Below are 22,987 nucleotides of genomic sequence, written 5' to 3' on the forward strand. Positions count from 1 at the left end.
AAGGCATTGGATCTTAAGCTTTATATCTAGATTCCAATTGTTAGCGACATTACACATTTCGCAACGGCTTAGGGACGACCCTAAATCCGCCGATATCAATTTGGGGACGACCCCGTATGGGAGTTCTCTATGAGCTGGTTTCTATTAATTCTTGCTGGGCTATTTGAAATTGGTTGGGCTATCGGGCTTAAATACACCGACGGTTTTAGTCGTTTCTGGCCGAGTGTGTTTACTGTGCTCTCCATGACCGTGAGTGTGCTGCTATTGGGGCTGGCGGTTAAACAGCTACCGATAGGCACGGCGTATGGGGTTTGGGTCGGCATAGGTGCCATGGGCACGGCAATTGCGGGCATTATTCTCTTAGGCGAGGGCGTGAGTCTGCTGAAAATCGCCAGCTTAATCCTGATTTTGCTTGGTGTACTCGGCTTAAAACTCGCTCACTAATTAATTCCCTTCCCTAAGGAAGCGCTTGCCCAGATGTATACGATTGGTAAAGATGTTTGATGAAATCTAGGAATATTCTCCTGAAAAAACAACACATCTTAGGCTGTAATCGAGATTGCCAATCGTATGCATCGTCTATTGTCTCTGGTAATTAAGTTACAAAGCCCGATATAATTACACCTCCAAATTGGTTATTTCTAACCTCTGTGACCCGTGGGAATTATATAATGCAAAACCACAGCAATCTTAATGACATTGGCGTGATTGGCCTTGGCGTGATGGGCAAAAACCTTGCGCTAAACATTGCCGACAATCAATATCGCGTCAGTGCCTTCGACCTTGATCCTGTTAAAGTCAACGGTGTTTTACAACAAGAAAAACAAGAACGTGTAGGACAGGAGCTGCGTATTACAGGCTGTGCTAATCTTTCAGAAATGTTAGCAAGCCTCGCTCACCCTCGTATTCTGGTACTCTCTGTCCCCGCAGGTGCGCCTGTGGATGGGGTATGTCATGCCCTGATTTCTGCTGGTATCGAAGCGGACGATATTGTTATCGATACGGGCAACAGTCTTTGGACGGATACCGTTGAGCGCGAAAAGCGTTACCAAGGGAAATTTATCTTCTTCAGCTCGGCGGTTTCGGGCGGAGAAGTGGGTGCTCGTTTTGGCCCATCATTAATGCCAAGTGGCGATCTTGGGGCTTGGCAGCATGTGGCGCCGATTTGGAAGGCCATTGCCGCTAAGGTTGATCCTCAAACAGGGCTGCCAATTGAGCGTTTTGAGCCGGGTAATCCCGTGACCGAAGGTGAGCCTTGCACGACCTATATTGGTCCTGCTGGCGCCGGACATTATGTGAAAATGGTGCATAACGGGATTGAATACGCCGATATGCAGCTGATTTGCGAAGCCTATCAGTTAATGCACGATGGCTTAGGCATGAGTGCAGCTCAAGTGGGTGAGGTGTTTGAACGCTGGAATAAGGGCAGTTTAAACAGCTATCTGATGGGGATCAGCGCCGAGGTGCTCAAACAGGCGGATCCGCTAACGGGTCAGCCATTAGTTGAGATGATCCTCGATAAAGCAGGGCAAAAGGGCACAGGCCTATGGACTGCGGTAAGCAGTTTGCAAATTGGTTGTCCGGCTCCCACTATTGCCGAAGCGGTTTATGCGCGCGCGGTCAGCACCCAAAAATCCCTCCGTGTTCAGCTCTGTAAAAAGCTCTCAGGTCCTGCCTCTGTGGCGATGGATGATGCTCAAAAAGCCGTTTTAATCGATGCCTTAGAGAGTGCGCTCTATTGCGCGAAAGTGTGTTGCTACGCCCAGGGTTTCCAACTGATGGCGATGACGGCGCAGGAGCAAAAATGGCAGCTTGATTTTGCTGAAATCGCTAAGATTTGGCGTGCGGGTTGTATTATTCGTGCCACCTTCTTGCAATCAATCACTCAAGCTTATCAAGCAGATGCGGACTTAAGCTGTTTATTGATGGCAGACACCTTTGCTACTACCTTGTCGGAAAAACAAACCGAGTGGCGCAGTGCTGTGGCGGCGGCTGTGATGCAAGGGATCCCCGTACCTTGTATTAGTTCGGCACTGGCCTATTACGACAGTTACCGCAGCGAGACCCTGCCAGCAAACTTGCTTCAAGGACAAAGGGACTTTTTCGGTGCCCATACCTTTGAGCGCTTAGATAAGCCCGCTGGCGAGAAATATCATTTAGATTGGAGTGCGCCTAATAGGACGCTCATTAAAATCTAGATAAATTAATTTGAATAGCCCCTAGAAATAGGGGCTTTTAAATTTATTGAGTTTAAATAAAAATCATGTGTGATTGTTATGTGTTAAAAATATAATTTTTAAAAAGTATTCCATTCTTTTTAATGGGTATTATTGAGCTTGTAATATTGTAAAAGAGTTTTATGTTACAAAGTGTAAAATAATATGTCATTTAAATGGTTTGTTGTTCTGTAATTTTTTGATTTCAATTAAATTCATAATGCTTTGTTTTTATTTGTTTATTTTATTTTTGCGATAAAGTCTTTCTGATTCTTGATTTTGTTTATCTTGAGCGTTTTCTACTGATTATATAAATTAATAAAATTATTCAATCTTCCATTCTGTTTATATTTGTTTTCATAACTATTTCCTTTGTGTTAAATCTTTGCATCCCATTTGATGCTTGTATTTTACAAGAAATCATAGGGTATAACTAAAATAACAGCACTTAATGCGGAATAAGATTAATCAACATTATTACACCAAATTAAGTTGCAAAAAGTAATGACAAGAAGGAATGTCTACTATGCGTATGTCCATTGTTGCATTAAGCATCACGGCGGCCTTATTGGCTGGCTGTGGGAGCGATGATAAGAAGACTCCGGCACCTGTGCCTAAAGTGAATACCGCCCCGACCACGGCGGATATGACTGTTGATGTGTCACAGTCGATTCTGTTTACAGGAAAATTGGAGGCGACTGATGCCGAAGGTGGTTTAACTTATTCTTTAGTAGACCCTGCCGATCTTAAACTAGGCACTTTTACGTTAGTGAATAAAAACACTGGTGAATTTACCTATGCATCCGATGCCAGTGAAGGGACTGAAGTGGTTCGGTTCAAAGTGTCCGACGGCCAGTTACAGGCTGAAGCTAATCTGACAATCAATATTAAACATGGCGATCCACTCTTTACCTACCAATGGCATTTAAAAAACACCGGGCAGAATGCTTTTGCGGCTCATCGCGGTGTGGCCGGTGAAGATATGAATGTGAGCGGTGCGATTTCAGACAATGCTATGGGGCAAGGCGTCATTGTTGCAGTGGTCGATAGCGGCTTAGAGATTGCTCATCCAGATCTAACAAATAACACTGTAAATGGTGGTTCGTACAATTTAATTACTGGTACGGTTGACCCTACACCTTTCTCCGGTTCTGCTGATGCTGCCCATGGTACTGCTGTTGGAGGGATTATTGCTGCGGAAGGTTGGAACGGTATTGGTGGGCGTGGCGTGGCACCCAAGGCAAAATTAATCGGCTTTAATTTCTTAGATGAAGACCCGACAGGTAAAGTGAAAAGCACTCAGACATTTGAAAACTTCGCTAAATCCCATGGTGCCAGTGCCTATAGCGATAGTGCGCGTGTCTTTAACCAAAGCTATGGTTACAGCGTGCCATTCCCGCATGGGTTTAATGAGGATGAGACTGAAGTTTATCAAGACATTACGACAAAAAGTTTCGATGGCAAAGGCAGTGTTTTCGTTAAATCTGCGGGTAACGGTTATAAATATTACCGTTGGAATACTTTTTGGGTTCCGGGAGATTACTTCACCGCAACGGCAGAAAATCCTGCTAACCATGGCTTACCTTTCCATAATTCTAACATGTCCTCTGACAATGCTAACGTCTATAACTTAGTGGTCAGTGCGATTAATGCTAAGGGTGAACTTTCTAGCTATTCATCTGTGGGCTCGAATATTTTTGTCACAGCCCCCGGTGGTGAATATGGCGATGACGATCCAGCGATTGTGACAACCGACTTTATGGGATGTGAGAAGGGCTCTGCAATTGCAGAAGATAGACCAAGCACACCATTCCACGGCGGTTCAAATCCTTTAAACCCTAACTGTGATTACACATCGACAATGAACGGCACCTCCTCTGCAGCACCCAACACTTCGGGGGCAGTTGCTGTCATCATGAGTGCGAATCCAGATCTGACTTGGCGTGATGTTCGCTATATTTTGGCGAAGACAGCTACCAAAGTGGATGCGGATATTGCGCCTAAAACCGTGACTATTGGTGAGGGTGACGGTGCGCCAGTATACACAGCTATCCCTGGTTGGTTGCAAAATGCGGCAGGCTTTTCATTCCATAACCTCTATGGTTTTGGTCGTGTGAATCTTACCGAAGCCGTTAAATTGGCCAAATCCTACGCGCAGGACTTAGGTGACTATGTTGTAACTGAATGGCAAGCAAGCGCTGCGCTAAACAAAGCGATTCCCGATGCAGATGTTAATGGCGTGAGTGATACCCTAGCGGTCGCTGACGATTTAGTGATTGAAGCCGTGCAAATTGAACTGACTGCCGATCACCTGCGTCTACCGGATTTAGCGGTCGAGCTGATTTCACCTTCGGGTACTAAGAGTGTGTTGATGACACCTTATAACGGTTTAGTTTACCAAGGTGTCATGGATAAAGATGATCCTGAAGACCTGGTCTCTGGCTATGATGCAACGCCCATGTTATCGAATGCCTTCTATGGTGAATCATCAAAAGGCGAATGGACGATTAAACTAATTGATGTGAATAGTGGCAGCTACTCCTTCATCAAGATTGATAGAGGCCGTGCACCTATTGAAATTCCTAATGAAGCTGATGGTAAGCTGAAAGGCTGGTCTATCCGTTTCCATGGCCATGTCGCCAAGTCTGCATCTTAAGGAGTAACCAATGAAAGCGTTAAATTTATCATTAGTGGCTGTTGCACTTTCACTGTCTCTGCAGGCGATGGCACATGACAAAGTCGATTTTTTAGAAGCACAAACTGAGACTAAAGGAATGAGCCGTGCCGAGTTTTTAGGTTTGGATACGCCTTACTTTGTTAAAACTGAGACAGGGATTAAACAGGCTAAGCAGTTGGTCAAAGGGCAGAAAGTGGTCACCCAATCGGGTCAACCCTTTGCCGAAATGACGGGTAAGTTGGTGGTTAAGCTAAAGCCAGGTGTATCGGCTGACGATTTTGCCAAGGCCCATGGCCTAAAAGTAGATTGGCAAAATAACAATAACTTATTGTTACTGGCTGCCGAAGAGGGCACAGATCTACTCGGTTTAATCCAAGCGGTTAAAGCCTCGCCTGAAGTGGATCGTGCCAAGCTAGACCGTGCACTCGCTAAGCAAGAAATCCAATAATCATGCTGTTACACTAACATTGAATAAAGGGCCGCAAGGCCCTTTATTATTGTAGTGACATGCTCGATAGAGGTTATACAACGGGGAAGTTGAGATAAAAATCATAGATAGTTAACTGCTTAATGGTAAATCATTTGGTTCCAGATGGGCTTGGCGATTACAATCTGCGGTAAAGGCTTATATTTTTACTGACCGCAAATACCTTGCTGGTGAAGACCACGAAGCTCAAGCATCTAACTCAAACACTTAACTTAAACACTTAACTCAAGCTACTAACTTAAACACCTCTATGAACTACTGGAATAGCGATAACTTTGAAGGATTAAAGGCAATAGGGGCCCAGTATTTGGCCTGGAAGGGGTATGAACTTTTTGGCGAATATTGCCTGCAAAAAGAGCAAGGACTGAAGAAGCAAGCGATTGCGACGGTCAATAAATTCGTGTCGCACTGTAAGACCCTGCCCTTGGCAGAGCAAAGGCATATCGCAGAGGAGCTATCCTCCTTAGGCTTTTGGCACCGTGAAACACACCAGTTACTTGCTTATCCCCTTATCGTGCTGCTTAAAGGCGTGCTAACCCAATGGACGTTAGATGAGCCCAATAATCCTATCCCCCACAAATGGTTAGGCTTCATTGGCGAGGATATCGCCTCCTATGAAAGGGCGCTGACGCTCGAGCCGGCCGATGAAATTTGCCTCACTCAAGTCGCGTTGTCCCATTTAAACAGTGTCGATTTTCAGACTCACCATCTATCTGAATCTGTATTACTGGGGGATATATCGCGGGCAAAAGATTCGTTAGCGTCAGCACAAGCATTAATTGTGCGATTACAAACGCACGAGAGTAAATCAAGGCTGCAAAACCGGCATGATTATTACCAGTCGATGATCAATTGCTGGGAGGAGTATTCCACTCTTTTTGGGGTTGAGCCGTTTCCTGATTGGTGCGCCGCCAAAGGCGAACAGTTTGATTTTTGGTCAATTGTTTATTATCAACGCTGAGTTACTTTATTCGCCGTGAAGGCACGACTGGCTCAGGGGACAAGTTGCGTCACTGCGGCCGCAGATAATAGGATTGCCCTTAAACTTGAAATAGTCGCAGTGTTTGGTTCGTTGGAAATTATGCTGTTAGCACTATTCAATGGAGTGAAACTAATTGGACTAGGTTTTCCCACAGTGCCTGCGCTACTGGGCCTAATGGCGAGTGTGGTGGGCGCATCACATAGTAATCGAGTTGGATAAGGTTTTGCCTTTCCCGCAGTTCCAGTGGTAATAGGCTTCCATCCGCTAGGGCTTGTTCCACCAAATAATGTGGTAATTTTCCCCAGCCCATGCCGCTCTGAATGAGCATTCTCTTTGTATAAAAATCATTAACGTACCAACGGCGCTGTCCAGCTTGCACCCCAAATTCAATATTGGCGGTGCCAGTGCCAGTATCTTGGATCACAATTTGGTACTCGTTCACCAATTCGCGCACATGGCTCAGAGTGGGGTGTCGACTCAGTAAGCGCGGTGAGGCCACATCCAATAGACTGCCTGAAAATAAGTAAGCCAGCTCAAAATGGCTTGAGCGTATTGGCTCAATGCCGCCCGCTGAAATCGCAATATCGGCTTTGCCTTGATTTAAGGCTTCGAGCGCGCCGGTTAAATATTCTTGTTTAAGAATGATTTGAGTGTGAGGGAATTCATTTTGTGTGCGCTCCAGTATCGGCAAGATCCGGGTTAGATTAAAGGATGCTTCGAAGGCTAAGGTGATACTGGCCTCGTTACCTTTAGCTAAATGCTTCGCGACTTGTCGCATCTCCTGCGCTTCATTCAGTACACGCTGGGCGTATTGCAGCAGCTTTCGTCCCTCTTGGGTGAGCGTTAAGCGATACCCTTGGCGGTCGAATAGCACTAAATCTAACTGGGATTCCAGCTGTTTAATGCTCTGACTGATCGCAGGCTGAGTCTTATGAAGTTTGTCACTGGCGGCTTTTAGCGAGCCCGCGAGGGCGACGGTATTGAACATCAGCAGTTGTTCTAAGGTCATGGCAAGGCTCTTAAACAAATAAAGAATTATTTTAGGAGATGTTAGATATTATTCCATATTTATTTACTTTTTGTCGGCTCATAATTCCGTCCTATAGCAGTAGTGGGCTCAATGCGAGTCCACTACTTTGCGTTTAGGGTGCCGTTTAGCGAGGGTTAATGCTGAACTGGGGCTAAAAGAGATGAGTAATGAGGTAGTTATGTCGATAAATCAATTATGTTTCGCTAAATGCAATGCAAATAAAACCGTGGCCGAGACTGACCCTCAAAAACTCTTTATCTGTGCCAATACCTTAAATCGTGCGGCGGTGGTGGTGACGCTGGCGATGAGCATAGTGTTTTTATTCTCGGGCATGGGCAAGTTACTCAGCGTGCCGTTTTTCCATGTGCCCTTTAGCGTGATGAATTTGCCCACGGGTTTTGGCTATTTTATCGGTGTGATTGAAGTGCTGGGCGCCATTGGCATTGGCTGGCGTGAATATCGAGTTCTGTCGGCGACGGCATTACTGTCGGTGATGATGGGGGCTATTTATTACCACTTTAATTACGAAACCACCCTGAGCGCGTTACCCGCACTGTCTTTATCTGCACTGTTGTTTTTAATCATCAAGCTCGATGAAACCGTTGATAGATTAGTGCGTTTTCAACGTCAGCTGGTGGACATGAAAGCGGCTTTCTAATTCTTAGCCACAAGGCTGGCAAGATCTGATTTACAAGTGATAACTAACGGTTTAATCAAGAGAAGTTTATTATGACGCACGCGAATTCCGCTTTAATGCCAGTGTTATTTGTTCCCCATGGTGGCGGGCCTTTACCGCTACTCAATGATGCAAATCATCTGGAGTTAAGGGCATATTTATCCAAGGTGGCAGAGACTATTCCCACGCCCAAGGCAATTATATTAGTTACCGCCCACTGGGAAGAGGCGCAGGTGACACTGTCGAGCCATCCCCATCCAGGTATGCTGTTCGATTATTATGGCTTTCCCCCTGAGGCCTATACGCTTTCTTATCCTGCACCTGGTGAGCCGCAGCTTGCCGAAACCATTGCCGATTTGCTTAAGGCAAGTGGAATCGAGGTACGGCTAGACAATCAGCGTGCTTTCGATCACGGCACCTTTGTACCACTTAAGTTGATGTATCCAGAGGCCAATATTCCTGTGGTGCAGATGTCTTTAGTGCAGCACCTGGACCCGAGTACCCATATCGCTATCGGTGAAGCATTAGCATCATTACGCACCCAAGGAATATTGATTGTGGGTTCTGGTATGTCGTTTCACAATATGAGGGCGTTTTTCTCCAGCGATCCTAAGGTGTTGCCTCGCAGCAAAGCGTTTGATACTTGGTTAACGAATGTGGTGACATCAGGCGATAACCACGCCAAGGCACAATTAATCGATTGGCAATCGGCGCCTGAGGCACGTTTTAGCCACCCAAGGGAAGAACACTTAATCCCTTTACATGTGTGTTTTGGGGCGGCGCATTTGCAGACGCCAAAAGCCACGCATCAATTTAGTGGTGTGTTATTAAACACCGCAATATCGGGTTATCTCTGGTCTTAATTTGCCCCTAAAAGCAAAAGGTTCGTCATGTTGCGTATTAAACGCATCGTGACGAACCTTTTTGTATTTTAAGCTTAGTCTATTTTTACCTAGCCGCCCTGTGGGCTGGTTTTTAACTCAACTCTGGGGCAATCCCGAAACCTTGATATCCTGTTTAGGCGGTAAACACCAATCCCACACTGAATAGGGTGCTGAAAATCATAGTGAGTTTTGCCGTGCGTCCCAATAGTGGATTGAGCGCCTCACCGGATACTGCATAGAAATCGCTGCTAAGTTTACGAGCGATAAGCAGGGATAAGCCCGCGAGCAGTACTGGTAAGCCCGGCAGAATGCCCAGTAAGAATCCCGCTATCACTAACCCAAAGGGCAAGTAAATTAACGCTTGATACAAGACTTTGGCCTGCGCCTCGCCAATCCTAACTGCGAGCGTATGTTTGCCTGCTTGGGTGTCGGTACGAATATCACGGGTGTTGTTGACCAACATAATGGCGGCGTTAAATAAGCCAATTGCACAGCCAAGTAGCCAAGCATTCAAATTAGTGTCACCCGCCTGCAAATAATAACTGCCGACCACGGCGACTAAGCCAAAAAACACAAAGGCGGCGACTTCACCTAGCCCGTGTGATGCCAAAGGATAAGGGCCGCCGCTGTAGCCGAGGGCGCCTAAAATTGCCGCTGCCGCTAAAATCGCAATCGGCCAGCCGCCATGCCAAATCAAATATGAGCCCACGGTTAATGCCAGCACTAAGCATAGGATCATGGCATTACGGACTTTATGGGGGGGGATCATACCACTTTGGGTCACGCGTACCGGCCCGATACGTTCGGCGGTATCGATACCATTTTTAAAATCAAAATAGTCATTGGCGAGGTTGACGGCGATCTGCAATAGGATGGCGCATAACATTGAGGTGGCGGCAATTAGCCAGCTAAAACGCTCAAGGTGCAGTGCCAGAATATTACCGATTAACAGGGGACCGATTGCCGCGGGTAAAGTGCGGGGTCTAATGGCTAAAATCCAAGGATTCATGATGTCCAGTCGTTATCTGAAAAAAGAATTGGGTAGTGAACAGCGCCATAGCATAACAAGAATTTGCCTTAAAGTGAGTACTATCTAATACACGCATGTAACAGAGTTTGAATTGGCGCACAGATGTTTCGCTTTTAGGGGAAAGATTTGCCGCCAAGTTCAAAGAAAATCTATAGGGGCTGTGCTTTTATAGCCTATGTTGCTCCCGCATGTTCGTGAGTGAAGCTAGCTAAGTTTATCGAGATTTAAACCCCAAGGTTAAGTGCCTCAATAGGACTTTACTGAGGTGAAATGAGCTCGTCACGTTTATGTTAAAGATAAGGACCGGTGGGATGCGTTTCGATAATCAAGTAGCGTTGATAACAGGTGCTGGCTCAGGGCTAGGGAGAGCTTATGCCATTATGTTGGCTGAACGGGGTGCTAAAGTAGCTCTAGTTGACCAACCTAAAGTATGCCCATCTCAAAGCAAGGCATTGATTACAACTAATACTGAACTGCTACAAACCCATGAAACCATTTTAAAACTCGGGGGAGAATGCCTGTATTTTGAAGTGGATGTTAGCCAGCAGGATGATGTCAAGGCGATGGTGAATCGCCTACAGCAAGATTGGCAACGCGTGGATATTTTGGTCAATAACGCCGGGGTTTACGGCGCCTGCCCGTTCGAGCATATCCAACAAGCAGACTGGCAGCGACAGTTTGATGTGGATGTCAACGGTAGCTTTTATCTTACTCAAGCGATTTGGCCGCTGATGAAAGCCCAAGGTTATGGCCGAATTTTGATGACCACAGGGGTGTCGGCGTTGTTTGGCGACTTACATCAGGTTCCGTTTAGCGCCGCCAAGATGGCCCTCGTCGGTATGGTTAATAGCCTTGCTTTAGAGGGCGAGCAATATAATATCCATATCAATAGCCTGTGCCCACAGGCGCTCACGGCCATGACCCATAAACATTTAGCCCCAGCGATTCAACCGCTGTTTTCCTTTGATACGGTCACGGCGACCATGGCATTTTTAGTCAGTGGTGCCGCACCGAATGGCCAACATTTGCTCGCGGGGGCGGGCAGCGTGAGTCATGGAATGTTTGCCGAATTTCAGTCTATCTACTTCAGCGAAGGCCAGTGTACGCCAGATAAATTAGCCAAGTATTGGCCTGAGCTTTATCAAGCGTTTCCGGTTAATCTGCATACCTGCGGTGAAGATAAAGTGCTGGCTTGGTCAAAACAGAGTGCCTTTGATCATCATATTAAGATTGAGTAGTAGGTATGCGGGTAATGGCACTAATAACGAACAAGATACGATAAGCTATTGACTCTCTACTGGTCAGCCCTAGTCTACCTGAGTTACCCTTGGGCATTAGTTGCTAATTTTCAGTAGGATCCTATGAGTCAGGTATTAGACGATCTCTTATCATTATTATCCCTTGAGCAAATTGAAATCGGGCTGTTTCGTGGCCAAAGCCAAGACTTAGGATTTGGGCACGTATTTGGTGGCCAAGTGATGGGCCAGGCACTGAGCGCTGCTAAGCAAACCGTGCCAGCCGAGCGTAAAGTGCATTCGCTACACTCTTATTTTTTACGCGCAGGGGATGAGAAGCTACCCATAGTCTATGAAGTAGAGAATATGCGTGACGGCGGCAGTTTCAGTGCCAGACGCGTGAGCGCAATACAAAAGGGGCGGCCGATTTTTCATATGACCTGCTCGTTCCAAGAACCCGAGGCGGGCTTTGACCATCAGGCCAAAATGCCTGAGGTGCCGGGTCCTGAAGGTTTGTTGAATCAAAATGAGCTGGCGATGACCTTAAGGGATAAAGTGCCCGCGCGCATTCTTGAAAAGTTTATGGAAGACGCGCCGATTGAGATGCGGTTAGTCAATCCCTTGCATCCCTTCGCGCCCAAAGAAACTGAACCCTATCGCTATGTGTGGCTAAGGGCGAATGGACCAATGCCAACGGATGCCCATATTCACGAATATTTGCTGGCCTACGCCTCTGACTTTAACTTTTTAGTCACGGCGGCTCAGCCCCATGGGGTGTCGTTTTTAACGCCGGGGATCCGCATGGCAACAATCGATCATGCAATGTGGTTCCATCGCCCGATTAATATGGGAGAATGGTTGCTCTACAGTATCGACAGTCCAACCGCCAGTGGTGGACGGGGTTACGTACGAGGCCAATTTTTTAATCAGCAGGGTGAGCTTGTCGCATCGACGACCCAAGAGGGGCTGATCCGTATGGTAAAAGGAAGTTAATATGTTGATGAAAATAAAGTTGTTTCTTTCATTCTTACTGATGACATTTGCCTTAAGTGGCTGTGTGACGGTTCAACCCGATCCTCCGGTGGTGGTGAATGGAGCCGCGGGCTATTTGGAGAAAATTCTCCTGCCCCAAGGCAGTGAAATTACCATTGCGATTATCGATTTGAACACGCCCGGCGTCATCATTGCTCAAAAGAGCTTTAATATCGCTCGGGCACCAGTGCCGTTTAAGTTCTTATTACCGGCGCAATCTATCGATAAACGCATTAATTACGGCGTAGTGGCTATGATCAAGTATCAAGACAAGGTGATTTTTCAGACCTATGACCGATTCCCTGTGATTAATAATGGTAAATACACCACTGAAGTATTGATGAAAGCGGTTAGAGTCGAGCAGTAATGGGGACCGTTATTTAAGTCTTACCATCTTATCAATCAAGATTTAGTTAAAAGGGGAATTATTCCCCTTTTTTGTTGCTATTTTGCCGTTGTTCTTGTTACTCCAAAAAGTATTTCATTCCGTAATGCATAAAGTACAAGCTTATTCTGCATAAATTTTTGATTTGAAATTGTTAAAAAATAATAATTAGGTGAAATAATTTCATATTAAATTGATGGATATTTATGGTTAGTCATGCTGTTTAGCGCGCTTTAGATTTATGCACATTTTTAGCGGATTTTTTGTTTTTATTTTTGTTTTTAAGTATTTGCTAAATTTGCGTCCATATTTTTTAACTAGTTACGCATTCTGTTAATGTGTATTTTATTCAAATCTATTAAGTACGATGTTCTTAATATTTGTTTTTACAGATAATTGTACCGTTAATTATCTGTTTCAATATGTATCATCACGTGTTAAAACGCTGCTGTAAAGTTCACTTGGTGCGGGCATTTTATTATGTCTCCGTGCTGAATAAATATTAAAAATTGAACTTTGTAGAAAAATTATGTTTAGCGAAGGAAGCGAGAATGAAAACAAAAATTGCATTAGCAGTGTCTATGGCACTGCTGTCATCTGCAGCAAATGCGCAGACAGTATTATCTCCAACGGGTGAAACAATTCAGTTAGATATTCCTGCCGAATTATTAAATGATTCGACTCGAGGTCAATTTACCGCGGTTAACAACCAAGATGTAAAATTTATTCCTGAGCCAGAGTTTGCCGAAGGTGAGCATACTTATATTGTTCGCTTGCGTGACAGTGCTGTCGCGAATTATCAAGGGGATATTCCTGGCTTCAAAGCAACTAGCCCACAGCATGTACAGTCGACCTCACAGGCAAAAGGCACAGGAAAGACCGGCAATGTTAAACTTAACGCCGCGGCTCCTGAGGTGAAAAACTACGTTAGTTTCCTTAAGGTCAAACAAGAGCGCTTTTTAACAAGTGCCAGTGCTGCTATTGGTACGCAGCTGGAGCCATTAACGACCTATCAATATGCACTCAATGGTATCGCAGTGCGTATGACGCAGGCGCAAGCGATAAAAATGGCTGAACTACCTGAGGTGATTTATATCGAGCGTGAGCGTATGGAACAGCTTGAGACCGATGTGAGTCAGGCACTGATCGGCTCCCCAAAGGTGTGGGACGGTAGTGCTACTGGCACCAAGGCCATGGGTGAGGGTGTGATAGTCGCGATAATCGACTCGGGTATTAACTCTGATCATGCCTCGTTTGCCGATATTGGTGGTGATGGTTATGACCATACAAACCCCTTAGGGCAAGGGATTTATATTGGTGATTGTAGAACCGATTTTGCCAGCATGTGTAACGATAAGCTGATTGGTGTGCGTAGTTACCCTGAAATCACTGATATCTATGATGATGAAAAGATTTTTGGTGCAACGCCCCCCGCTAAAAATGGTGAAGACTACGGTGGCCATGGCTCGCACGTGGCCAGCACCGCGGCAGGGAATATCTTGCTTGATGTGCCTTATGTTCAAGGAGAGAAGGGCAAATTAGAAGGTTCAGGTATCCCTACAGATATTAAGTTTGCACAGATTTCAGGTGTCGCGCCCCACGCTAATATTATCGCTTACCAAATTTGTAAGCCAGGGGATGCGGGTGACAAGTATTCGGGTTGCCCGACTGTGCCTATCCTTAAAGCCATTGATGATGCGATTAAAGATGGCGTTGACGTGATTAACTTTTCCATCAGTGGCGGTGGTAATCCCTGGAATAGTGCCACTGAACAGGGTTTTTTAGCGGCACGTAATGCAGGTATTTTTGCTGCAGTCGCAGCTGGGAATACTCGTCCAGCGACCGCAACCAGTGCCGCAATCACCCAATCACCTTATTCGACTCCCAAAAATGCTCCATGGTATACCTCTGTGGCTAATTCGACACATGGTCGAACTATTAAACCAACTGTTGAATTTAATGGGAAAAATTATCTTTATACATTAGGTGATGGCCCTGCGATTGTTGAGTCTGTTACTGGTCCAGTAGTATATGCAGGCGCACTTGATGCTAATAATTTTGAAGGCTGTAATGCTTTTGCGGCTGATGCTTTCAAAGACAAGATTGCGGTAATAAAGCGGGGCACATGTGCTTTTTCTGTGAAAGTTGCAGGGGCATTAGCTGCGGGAGCGAAGGGAGTCATCATCTTTAATAGAGACGGTGAAGGTAAGGATATTGATTTTACGATGACAGGTTTAGCAGACCTCAATGTCCCTTCTATTTTGATCAGCAATCTAGATGGTATTGAACTTGTTAATAGTTTGGAAACTAATCCAAATCAACAGCTTACCATTGGTATCGCTCCTAAGGTTGTTGAACGTGAAGCTGATGTTCTTTCTAAAAGCTCGTTGATTGGTCCAAATGCGACCAATGATGTGATAGTGCCGTCGGTGGCCGCTCCGGGTTCGGATATTTACGCAGCTTATGCTGATCAACAATTTGGCCATGATAAATCGGGTACAGATCCAGCCGACTTTACTCTAATGTCGGGTACATCCATGGCAAGCCCCCATGTTGCGGGTGCTGGTGCGCTGTTAAAGTCGCTGCATAAAGATTGGACGCCGGACAATATCCGCTCCGCATTAATGCTGACCGCAACGACCGCACAGGCGATGAAAAAAGCCGATGCTAAAACTGTTGCCGATCCGTTCGATGTGGGCGCTGGCCGTATTCGTGTCGATTTAGCGGCTAAAACCGGCTTAGTGATGGACGAAAGTGCCCTTAACTATGAAATTGCAAATCCCTTATTGAACGGCGATCCTCGTAAGCTCAACGTGCCGAGTATGGCTGATTCTCGTTGTGTCAATACCTGTACTTGGACCCGTACCGTAACCGCAACCCAAGATGGTAGCTGGACGGCGAAGGGCCAAGCGGTGACCGATAAGTTAGCAGTAACGGTATCGCCTGAAAGCTTTACCCTGAAAAAAGGTGCGAGCCAAACTATTACCGTGACCGCCGATGTAACACAAGTGGGCGCCGATTGGGGCTTTGGTAACTTAGTGCTTGAGTCGACCAGCTTCCCGACAGCGACTATGCCGATTGCCGCTAAGATTGGTAAGCGTAACCTGCCAAACTTGGTGAGCATTCAAGCGACTCGTAATGCGGATGAGATCACTCTTGAAGGCTTAAAGGCGGTGGATTTTGCTAGCGTTGGCGCCGAAGTGACGGGCCTTAAACTAAGCCAAACCATTGAGTCAAGCGTGAAGCAAGACTCGAATAATGCTTCATATACAGATGATCTTGAGGATGGCGTCAAAGTCTTTAAATTTGATGTTAATGATAATGCGCGCTTTTTCCGTGCATCGATTAGCTACACCACATCCCCTGATCTCGATATGTATGTACTACTCGACAAAAACGATGGTAGCAAACTTGCGCGAGTGGGGTCATCGGCGAAAGACGGTTCTGAGGAAAGTGTCTTACTCAACAATCCTGCTAAAGGCACTTACTATGTGATTGTGCAAAACTACAGCGCCTCATCAGCAACGGCTGATGATGTGTTTGGGTTAAAGCAATTGACCTTCTATAACGATGAAGCCGCAGGGGATAATTTTACGGCGACGCTTTCTGGCGATATTAAGGACTTTGACATTAAGCTAGCGTGGAAGGATGCGCTTAAAGTGGGTGACGATGGCTTAGCCATGCTGACTCTTACCACGGGCGATGACAAAGTGGCACCAGTGAAGCTCCCCGTCGTCTTTGAACGTGTTGGTGATGATGTGCTGTCGCCTCTAGGGAATATGCTGAGCGGTCAGTTAACACCGGGCGTGGCTAAGGTGATGAAAACCCGTATCGAAGCCAACAAAACTCAAGAAACACGCGTATATAACTTAGAAGCTATGCTGCCTGAAGGTCATGAAGTGGCTAACATCAGCCATGACGGTAAGCAAGATGGCAATAAGATCACTTGGACGGTCGAGATGCCATCGGGCGCTGAAGCGAAAGACATCAGTTTTGAGCTGGTTCCACGTAAGGCAGGTGTTGATAATGAGTTAAGCCTGTCGAACAAGGTCAATAACGCGTCGTCAGAAACTTTGACTCAGAGCTATCAGTTTGATGTTGCTGAAGTGGCGCCTGTGGCTAAGGTTGAAGCGCCAACCGCAGTCCAAGAAGGTAAGCCGCTGTTTATCGATGCGAGTAAATCATCGGATGCGAACAACGATCCGCTGACCTACAAGTGGACTCAGTTAGGCGGCGCGAGCTTTAATTTTGACCCCGCCGCAGCCAAGTTAAACTTAGTTGCACCTAATGTGGATGGCGCGGCGCAAACCGTTTCATTCCAACTGACGGTATCCGATAACCACGGCAATAGTGATTCGAGCTTAGTGTCTGTCTCTATTACCGATACTCCGCCGAAGAAGGATGACGGTGGTGCTCTTGGCTGGTTAAGTTTATTACTGCTGCCATTTGCCTTTGGTCGCCGTAAACAGCGCTAACTTATTATGAGTTAAGCTATTTCACCTTAATTATTAGGTGACGCATTAAAAGGGCCGAGAAATCGGCCCTTTCTATTGTGTACGTCTGTTAGCGGTTTTTCATTAAAAACTCCACAAAGGCGCGGTCTGCTTGGCTGACGGGGCGCTGCTTTTTCCACGCAATATGCAGATTTAAAAACACTGGTGGGTCAAAAGGCTTGGCGAGAATATCGTCTTTTGGACTAATGGCCATTTCGAGCACGCTGGTGATCCCAAATCCCTGGGAGACAATCTGTTTAATTAAGTTAATTAGGTTGGTCTCAAAGGCAATATTGGGCTTTTTACCCAATTCTTTGGCTTGGGAGAGGATCCATTCCCGGTGGAAATAGCCGGTTTTAAACATCACTAATTCATGGTCAAAGAAGTCGTTGAGGCTGACGGCCGGATGATCGGCGAGCGGGTGCTCGGCGCCCATGGCGATCACCATCTGCTCACGGATCAACAATTGGCTATCGAAGTCACTCTGTAAATCTTGGGCGGTAATGATGGCGATATCCACTTCTTCCTGCTGTAACATCCGCAGCGCGTCACGGGTACCGCCTTCGAACAGTGACAGCTTTAACTCGGGATATTGATGGCGAAACGCCATGAGACGGGAGGGCAGATAGAAGGAGCCCAGCATACCCGGCACCGCAATCCTAACTTCCCCTGAAGTGAGATTCGCCATGGCACGGATTTGTGCTTCCGCCTGCTTGATTTGTTTTAGGATCAACGTGGCATGTTGGTGCAGCACTAAGCCTTCGGCGGTGAGCGCGAGGTGCTTGTCATTCTTATTGCTGGTGCGATTAATCAGTATCACCCCAAGCGACTGCTCGAGCCGTTTAATACTTTGACTCAGGGCAGGCTGCGCCATATTGAGCTTCTTGGCCGCCGCGGTAAAACTGCCGGTATTGGCCAGTGCATCTAAATGTTTAAGTTGGCGTATATCCATGATGATCTCTATTTTTGGGGCAATAGCATTTATGCGCGATGGTACTTATGCTCAATGACATTTATACACGCTTACACAGTGCTTTAAGGGTTAACAATGCGCTATAACCCAGTACAGTCGTATCTCGCATGGCTTGGTCGACAACAGGGCGCATCACAACTGTTAGCTATAACAAAAATCAATAATTTCAATATAAATTATCTATTATTGTTATGTTATGGCCAGTGCTAATCTTTGTCTATCCTGAGAGTGATGCGTTATCGAGGCCAAAAGTGCAAGCCGTGTTAGACACTATTATCGACAGTAAACAACGTGATACCCGACTGATGTGGGCCCTGTGTGTGGCTTCCGTGGTGGTGTATATCAATCTGTATTTGATGCAGGGCATGTTACCGCTGATCGCCGAGCATTTTGCGGTATCTGGCTCTAAGGCAACCCTTATCCTTTCGGTCACCAGCTTTTCGCTGGCGTTTTCGCTGTTAATTTATGCGGTTGTGTCCGACAGAATTGGCCGCCACACGCCGATTGTCGTGAGTCTCTGGCTACTGGCGCTGTCGAACCTGCTGTTGATTTGGGCTGGGGATTTTAATGCTCTGGTCTACGTACGCTTTTTACAGGGCGTGCTGTTAGCGGCGGTGCCCGCCATTGCCATGGCCTATTTTAAGGAGCAACTCTCGCCAAGCACTATGCTCAAAGCCGCGGGCATTTACATTATGGCCAACAGTATCGGTGGGATTGTCGGCCGGTTACTCGGCGGGGTTATGTCGCAGTTTTTATCTTGGCAAGAGTCCATGTGGTTGCTGTTTTTAGTCACGCTTGCGGGCGTTGCCTTAACCAGTTATTTATTGCCTTCTGGCGCCGATGCGCAGGCGGTCTCTGGCGGACAAACTACCTCGCCAACACTCTCAAAACGGGCACGTTTATTACAGGATGTTTATGGCTTTAGCCATCACCTAACCGATCCGCAAATGCGTTTAGCCTATGCCATCGGTGGGATCACTTTTATGATGATGGTGAATCAATTTAGCTTTATTCAATTGCATTTGATGGCCGCGCCCTACGAGTGGAGTCGTTTCCAAGCGACCTTGATCTTCCTATGTTATTCCAGTGGTACCGTGGCCTCCTATTTTACCGCCAAGTGGCTGGCAAAATTTGGTCAGCACAAGTTATACCAATGGTCTTGGTGCTTGATGTTACTGGGCAGTTTATTGACCCTGTTCGATACCACTTTCACGATTTGTCTGGGCTTTTTGATGACGGCCTGTGGCTTCTTCTTAACCCACAGTTGTTGCAACTCCTTTGTGGCGATGCGTGCAAGCCGCGACCGCGCTAAGGCGACTTCGCTGTATCTGTGTTGTTATTACTTAGGCGCGGCGTTGGGCGGACCTTACCTGATGCTATTTTGGCATAAAGCCGAGTGGCAGGGGGTAGTGATGGGGTCATTAACACTGCTTGCATTAATCGCCTTAGCTATCGGTCGGTTGCGTTATCACCAAACCCAGATGAGCCGCGTGGCGTTATAGTCTGCTAAGCCTGTTGGCGCCGCAACTCGCAACAGATCCGATATCCTAGGCCAACGACTCTCCGTTGGCCTTTTTGTACGCCAGATTTGCCCTTGTGGGTATTCGCGTTAAACCGATACATAAAGCCGAACGCGACATTGCTGCGCTATCCGGCATCGATTCCCTCACATCACACTGCATGATTTCCACATTTTCGGAGTTTTAGGCAAGTAACCACGAGTTTCGTGGCTTCAATGTCTTGGGCGTTTTGTCGACAATTTCAGCATGAGTTGCCATGGCATTTAACGTATATCGCCTAAGTGACACCTCTATTCCCAATTAAGGATTGAATATGAAAACATCGAACGGTGCATTGTCTTTGGCGGTATTGCTGATCTCGGCATGGTTAGTCAATACAAGCTTGCCGGCCTTAGCGGCAACATCGGGCCATCAAGGTGATTTATCCCATGGTGCTAACAATTTTTATCGGAGTGAAACCCTGAGTATGCAAAAAGTCACTTTTCCAAACCAATACAAGATGAATGTTACGGGCAATCTGTATTTGCCTAAGGATATGAAGGCGGGCGAAAAACGCGCCGCCATTATCGTGGGCCACCCTATGGGCGCGGTAAAAGAACAAAGTGCGGTGCTCTATGCCCAGCAACTGGCCGAACGCGGCTTTGTAACCCTCGCCATCGACTTATCCTTCTGGGGGGAGAGTGAGGGCAATCCCCGTAATGCCGTGCTGCCGGACATGTACGCCGAAGACTTTAGTGCCGCGGTAGACTTTCTGGGCACCAGCGAGTTTGCCGACAGGGAGCGCATAGGCGTACTCGGGATCTGTGGTAGCGGTGGTTTTGCCATTAGCGCCGCGAAAATTGATCCACGCATGAAAGCCATTGCCACCGTCAGCATGTATGACATGGGCGGATTTAGCCGTCATCTGTATGGTAAGTCGTTGACCTTAGCGCAGCGCAAACAAATGATCGCCGAGGCGGCCGCGCAGCGTTATGTGGAGTTTAGCGGTGGTCAAACCCAATACACCGGCGGCACACCCCATGAAATCGATGAAAACTCTCACCCCATTGCCAAGGAGTTTTATGACTTCTATCGCACCCCAAGGGGAGAGTTTACACCAGCGGGATCATCGCCTGAGCTGACGACGCATCCGACCCTGAGCAGTAACACTAAGTTTATGAATTTCTATCCATTTAACGATATTGAGTCGATTTCTCCGCGCCCCTTGTTATTTGTTGCTGGCGATGAAGCGCACTCTCTGGAGTTTAGCCAAGAAGCCTACAGCCTAGCAGCAGAGCCTAAAGAGCTCTATCTGGTAAAAGGTGCTGGCCATGTTGACTTGTACGACAGAGTGAAGCTGATCCCCTTCGATAAGTTGACGCAATTTTTCACTCAGTATTTGTAATTTAGCTCACGGGCCAGCGCTTTTGCTGGCCTTGATGATTTCTCGCAGAGGCGTGTCATTTTACGTTTCTGCCTCAATCCACAGGGGATGAAATATGCAAACCATTGGATATGCCGCAGCGTCGGCGCAAAGCCCGCTAGAACCTTATCACTATGAGTGCCGTGAATTACGGGACAACGATGTCGCTATCGAAATTCTCTATAGCGGCGTCTGCCATAGCGATTTACACACAGTGAAAAACGACTGGGGCTGGACGGTGTATCCCACAGTGCCAGGCCATGAAATCGTTGGCCGCGTGGTGCAAGTGGGCAGCCAAGTGAACAAATACAAAGTGGGCGATCATGTCGCTGTGGGCTGTATGGTCGACAGCTGTCAGGAATGTACCCACTGTCACCACGGTGAAGAGCAGTTTTGTGAGCAGGGTTTTACCCAAACCTACAACAGTGTCGATAGGCACACCCAAGAGCTTACCAAGGGCGGCTATGCCAAGCATATCGTCGTGCGCCAAGAGTTTGTGCTGAGTATTCCAGCATCGCTCGACCTTGCTAAAGTCGCGCCCTTACTCTGTGCGGGGATCACTACCTATTCGCCCTTAAGAACCTGGAACGTTGGGCCTGGCAGTCAAGTTGCGGTCATTGGTATGGGCGGTTTAGGCCATATGGCGATCAAACTTGCGGCCGCGATGGGCGCCCATGTTACTGTGCTAAGCCGCTCGGAAAGTAAGCGCAGCGATGCGCTCGAACTCGGTGCGAGTGACTTTTTGATCTCTTCAGATCTTGAGCGCATGCAGCAAGCCGCTAATCGCTTCGAGCTTATCATCGATACAGTGCCAACAAAGCATGATATTACCCCGTACCTGCCGTTATTGAATGTGGATGGCACTCTCACCTTAGTCGGTCAAGTGGGGCCGATTGCCGAGGTGAATACTGTGCCTATGGTGATGGGACGTCGCCGTATTGCCGCCTCACTTATTGGTGGCATTGCCGAGACCCAAGAGATGCTCGATTTCTGCGGCCGGATGAACATTTTGCCTGAAGTCGAGATGATCAAAATGGAGCAGATTAATGAAGCCTTCGAGCGGCTGGAAAAATCCGACGTGCATTACCGATTTGTGATCGATATGCAGGCATCTTCCTTCTAGGCTCAAGTTGGTTATCACATTTGTTAAAAGGGCGGTTTGCGGACCATTCCCATGCCGCGATCACTTTTAAATCAGTTTAAGACAACGTCAGTAAAGGAGTTTTTAATGAATACCTTAGAAACCGCATCTATGACACTGATCCCCGCAGGAACACAACAGCCGATTAAAGGGCCGAGTGAATGGTTTACCGGCGAGGTGGTGATCAGCAGCTTATTTAATGCGCCGCCTCCAGCGCGGGTGGGTATGGCCGTAGTGAACTTTTCAGCGGGCGCGCGAACCCATTGGCATAGCCATCCACTCGGGCAAATGCTATTGGTCACCCAAGGTGAAGGCTGGACCCAGTGTGAAGGTGGTGAGCGCACCACAATTCGCCCAGGGGATTTGATTTGGTGTAATTGTGGTAAGCGTCATTGGCATGGCGCTACGGCATCATCTTCCATGCAGCATGTGGCCGTTCAAGAGGCGCTTGAGGGGAAAGCGGTCGATTGGTTTGAACCTGTCACTGATACTGTGTACTTAAATGGCGACAGTGTCGGCGAGTAACTCAATCACTGGCGAAAGTGCTCGGAATTAAAAGCAAAAAAGGCGAACTCAGTGTTAATGCCACTCGCTTAAGAGCGAGTGGCATTTTTACTTGGATATTTCACCGTTTTCTTTAGCACCACACGCGGGTAGCTAGGCCGCTTCCTCTTCGGGGGTAAAATCAACCTTTTGCCATTTTCCCTCAGTCGTTTTAAGTGCTGTGGGATCGCTCCTGGACTCCCTCTGTCGCTCCAACCAAACTCATCTTGGATTAAAAACAGGGCATTAATGAAACTTATTCTCTGTGGCTCAACTTGATG

The 22,987-nt window shown here is 47.0% G+C and carries 18 protein-coding genes and 1 pseudogene; 15 read left to right on the top strand and 4 right to left on the bottom strand.

What is annotated here, in order from left to right; translation table 11 throughout:
- Positions 1-129 precede the first annotated feature (129 nt).
- From sugE to SHD_RS03320, 5 genes are all read left to right on the top strand, one after another.
- A complete protein-coding gene (sugE, locus tag SHD_RS03300; protein WP_023265832.1) occupies positions 130-444 on the top strand; it encodes a quaternary ammonium compound efflux SMR transporter SugE in 315 nt (104 codons plus the stop codon).
- A 227-nt stretch (positions 445-671) separates the two neighbouring features.
- The gene (gndA, locus tag SHD_RS03305; RefSeq protein ID WP_023265833.1) at positions 672-2,198 is read left to right on the top strand and encodes an NADP-dependent phosphogluconate dehydrogenase; all 1,527 of its coding nucleotides are present in this window, start codon (positions 672-674) and stop codon (positions 2,196-2,198) included.
- Positions 2,199-2,742: 544 nt separating this feature from the next.
- Positions 2,743-4,872, top strand: a complete 2,130-nt coding sequence (locus SHD_RS03310; protein ID WP_039977368.1) for a S8 family serine peptidase — start codon at positions 2,743-2,745, stop codon at positions 4,870-4,872.
- Between the two features lie 10 nt (positions 4,873-4,882).
- Positions 4,883-5,341, top strand: a complete 459-nt coding sequence (locus SHD_RS03315) for a hypothetical protein (RefSeq protein WP_023265835.1) — start codon at positions 4,883-4,885, stop codon at positions 5,339-5,341.
- Positions 5,342-5,630: 289 nt separating this feature from the next.
- Positions 5,631-6,341: a hypothetical protein gene (locus SHD_RS03320; RefSeq protein ID WP_023265836.1), complete on the top strand. Its 711-nt coding sequence runs from the start codon at positions 5,631-5,633 to the stop codon at positions 6,339-6,341.
- 136 nt (positions 6,342-6,477) lie between these two features.
- On the opposite strand, the gene SHD_RS03325 is transcribed toward SHD_RS03320, so the two are convergent.
- Entirely contained in the window at positions 6,478-7,371 is an 894-nt protein-coding gene (locus SHD_RS03325) for a LysR family transcriptional regulator (protein WP_023265837.1), read from the bottom strand.
- Positions 7,372-7,570: 199 nt separating this feature from the next.
- Between SHD_RS03325 and SHD_RS03330 the strand changes: the two genes are divergently transcribed.
- Together SHD_RS03330 and SHD_RS03335 are read left to right on the top strand one after the other, a co-directional pair.
- Positions 7,571-8,050 carry a DoxX family protein gene (locus SHD_RS03330; RefSeq protein WP_039977371.1) on the top strand — a complete coding sequence of 160 codons (480 nt, stop codon included), beginning with the start codon at positions 7,571-7,573 and terminating at the stop codon, positions 8,048-8,050.
- A gap of 71 nt (positions 8,051-8,121) precedes the next feature.
- Complete coding sequence (locus SHD_RS03335) at positions 8,122-8,931, top strand: DODA-type extradiol aromatic ring-opening family dioxygenase (protein ID WP_039977372.1); 810 nt, start codon at positions 8,122-8,124, stop codon at positions 8,929-8,931.
- Positions 8,932-9,085: 154 nt separating this feature from the next.
- Here the strand turns inward: SHD_RS03335 and SHD_RS03340 are convergent, their stop codons facing one another.
- Complete coding sequence (locus SHD_RS03340) at positions 9,086-9,961, bottom strand: 1,4-dihydroxy-2-naphthoate polyprenyltransferase (protein WP_023265840.1); 876 nt, start codon at positions 9,959-9,961, stop codon at positions 9,086-9,088.
- Positions 9,962-10,293: 332 nt separating this feature from the next.
- Here SHD_RS03340 and SHD_RS03345 point away from each other — a divergent pair, with 332 nt between their 5' ends.
- The 4 genes from SHD_RS03345 (at position 10,294) to SHD_RS03360 (ending at position 17,109) form a co-directional block, all read left to right on the top strand.
- Complete coding sequence (locus SHD_RS03345) at positions 10,294-11,220, top strand: SDR family NAD(P)-dependent oxidoreductase (protein ID WP_023265841.1); 927 nt, start codon at positions 10,294-10,296, stop codon at positions 11,218-11,220.
- 123 nt (positions 11,221-11,343) lie between these two features.
- Complete coding sequence (gene tesB, locus SHD_RS03350) at positions 11,344-12,210, top strand: acyl-CoA thioesterase II (protein ID WP_023265842.1); 867 nt, start codon at positions 11,344-11,346, stop codon at positions 12,208-12,210.
- A 1-nt stretch (position 12,211) separates the two neighbouring features.
- A complete protein-coding gene (locus SHD_RS03355) occupies positions 12,212-12,616 on the top strand; it encodes a YbaY family lipoprotein (protein ID WP_023265843.1) in 405 nt (134 codons plus the stop codon).
- Between the two features lie 569 nt (positions 12,617-13,185).
- Positions 13,186-17,109, top strand: coding sequence for a S8 family serine peptidase (locus SHD_RS03360; protein ID WP_039977374.1), 3,924 nt, complete (start codon positions 13,186-13,188; stop codon positions 17,107-17,109).
- Between the two features lie 88 nt (positions 17,110-17,197).
- On the opposite strand, the gene SHD_RS03365 is transcribed toward SHD_RS03360, so the two are convergent.
- The gene (locus SHD_RS03365) at positions 17,198-18,079 is read right to left on the bottom strand and encodes a LysR family transcriptional regulator (RefSeq protein ID WP_023265845.1); all 882 of its coding nucleotides are present in this window, start codon (positions 18,077-18,079) and stop codon (positions 17,198-17,200) included.
- 272 nt (positions 18,080-18,351) lie between these two features.
- On the opposite strand from SHD_RS03365, the gene SHD_RS03370 reads away from it, so the two are divergent.
- The 4 genes from SHD_RS03370 to SHD_RS03385 all read left to right on the top strand — a co-directional run bounded on the left by SHD_RS03370 (position 18,352) and on the right by SHD_RS03385 (position 22,688).
- Entirely contained in the window at positions 18,352-19,602 is a 1,251-nt protein-coding gene (locus tag SHD_RS03370) for an MFS transporter (protein WP_039977379.1), read from the top strand.
- Between the two features lie 331 nt (positions 19,603-19,933).
- Entirely contained in the window at positions 19,934-21,004 is a 1,071-nt protein-coding gene (locus SHD_RS03375) for an alpha/beta hydrolase (RefSeq protein ID WP_023265847.1), read from the top strand.
- A 94-nt stretch (positions 21,005-21,098) separates the two neighbouring features.
- Positions 21,099-22,145: an NAD(P)-dependent alcohol dehydrogenase gene (locus SHD_RS03380; protein ID WP_023265848.1), complete on the top strand. Its 1,047-nt coding sequence runs from the start codon at positions 21,099-21,101 to the stop codon at positions 22,143-22,145.
- A gap of 105 nt (positions 22,146-22,250) precedes the next feature.
- On the top strand, positions 22,251-22,688 hold the full coding sequence (locus SHD_RS03385) for a (R)-mandelonitrile lyase (protein WP_039977375.1): 438 nt from the start codon (positions 22,251-22,253) through the stop codon (positions 22,686-22,688).
- Between the two features lie 68 nt (positions 22,689-22,756).
- Here the strand turns inward: SHD_RS03385 and SHD_RS22240 are convergent.
- A pseudogene (locus SHD_RS22240) lies at positions 22,757-22,987 on the bottom strand (hypothetical protein); the annotation flags it as partial.

The sequence above is a fragment of the Shewanella decolorationis S12 genome (genome assembly GCF_000485795.1).
Classification (GTDB): Bacteria; Pseudomonadota; Gammaproteobacteria; order Enterobacterales; family Shewanellaceae; genus Shewanella; species Shewanella decolorationis.

Excerpts from the sequence above, each read along its gene's own strand:
- gndA (WP_023265833.1), top strand. The coding sequence starts at position 672 with ATGCAAAACCACAGCAATCTTAATGACATTGGCGTGATTGGCCTTGGC.
- SHD_RS03355 (WP_023265843.1), top strand. The coding sequence starts at position 12,212 with ATGTTGATGAAAATAAAGTTGTTTCTTTCATTCTTACTGATGACATTT.
- SHD_RS03325 (WP_023265837.1), bottom strand. The coding sequence starts at position 7,371 with ATGACCTTAGAACAACTGCTGATGTTCAATACCGTCGCCCTCGCGGGC.
- SHD_RS03340 (WP_023265840.1), bottom strand. The coding sequence starts at position 9,961 with ATGAATCCTTGGATTTTAGCCATTAGACCCCGCACTTTACCCGCGGCA.
- SHD_RS03330 (WP_039977371.1), top strand. The coding sequence starts at position 7,571 with ATGTCGATAAATCAATTATGTTTCGCTAAATGCAATGCAAATAAAACC.
- SHD_RS03315 (WP_023265835.1), top strand. The coding sequence starts at position 4,883 with ATGAAAGCGTTAAATTTATCATTAGTGGCTGTTGCACTTTCACTGTCT.
- SHD_RS03335 (WP_039977372.1), top strand. The coding sequence starts at position 8,122 with ATGACGCACGCGAATTCCGCTTTAATGCCAGTGTTATTTGTTCCCCAT.
- sugE (WP_023265832.1), top strand. The coding sequence starts at position 130 with ATGAGCTGGTTTCTATTAATTCTTGCTGGGCTATTTGAAATTGGTTGG.
- SHD_RS03385 (WP_039977375.1), top strand. The coding sequence starts at position 22,251 with ATGAATACCTTAGAAACCGCATCTATGACACTGATCCCCGCAGGAACA.
- SHD_RS03345 (WP_023265841.1), top strand. The coding sequence starts at position 10,294 with ATGCGTTTCGATAATCAAGTAGCGTTGATAACAGGTGCTGGCTCAGGG.
- SHD_RS03365 (WP_023265845.1), bottom strand. The coding sequence starts at position 18,079 with ATGGATATACGCCAACTTAAACATTTAGATGCACTGGCCAATACCGGC.
- SHD_RS03380 (WP_023265848.1), top strand. The coding sequence starts at position 21,099 with ATGCAAACCATTGGATATGCCGCAGCGTCGGCGCAAAGCCCGCTAGAA.
- tesB (WP_023265842.1), top strand. The coding sequence starts at position 11,344 with ATGAGTCAGGTATTAGACGATCTCTTATCATTATTATCCCTTGAGCAA.
- SHD_RS03320 (WP_023265836.1), top strand. The coding sequence starts at position 5,631 with ATGAACTACTGGAATAGCGATAACTTTGAAGGATTAAAGGCAATAGGG.
- SHD_RS03375 (WP_023265847.1), top strand. The coding sequence starts at position 19,934 with ATGAAAACATCGAACGGTGCATTGTCTTTGGCGGTATTGCTGATCTCG.
- SHD_RS03360 (WP_039977374.1), top strand. The coding sequence starts at position 13,186 with ATGAAAACAAAAATTGCATTAGCAGTGTCTATGGCACTGCTGTCATCT.
- SHD_RS03310 (WP_039977368.1), top strand. The coding sequence starts at position 2,743 with ATGCGTATGTCCATTGTTGCATTAAGCATCACGGCGGCCTTATTGGCT.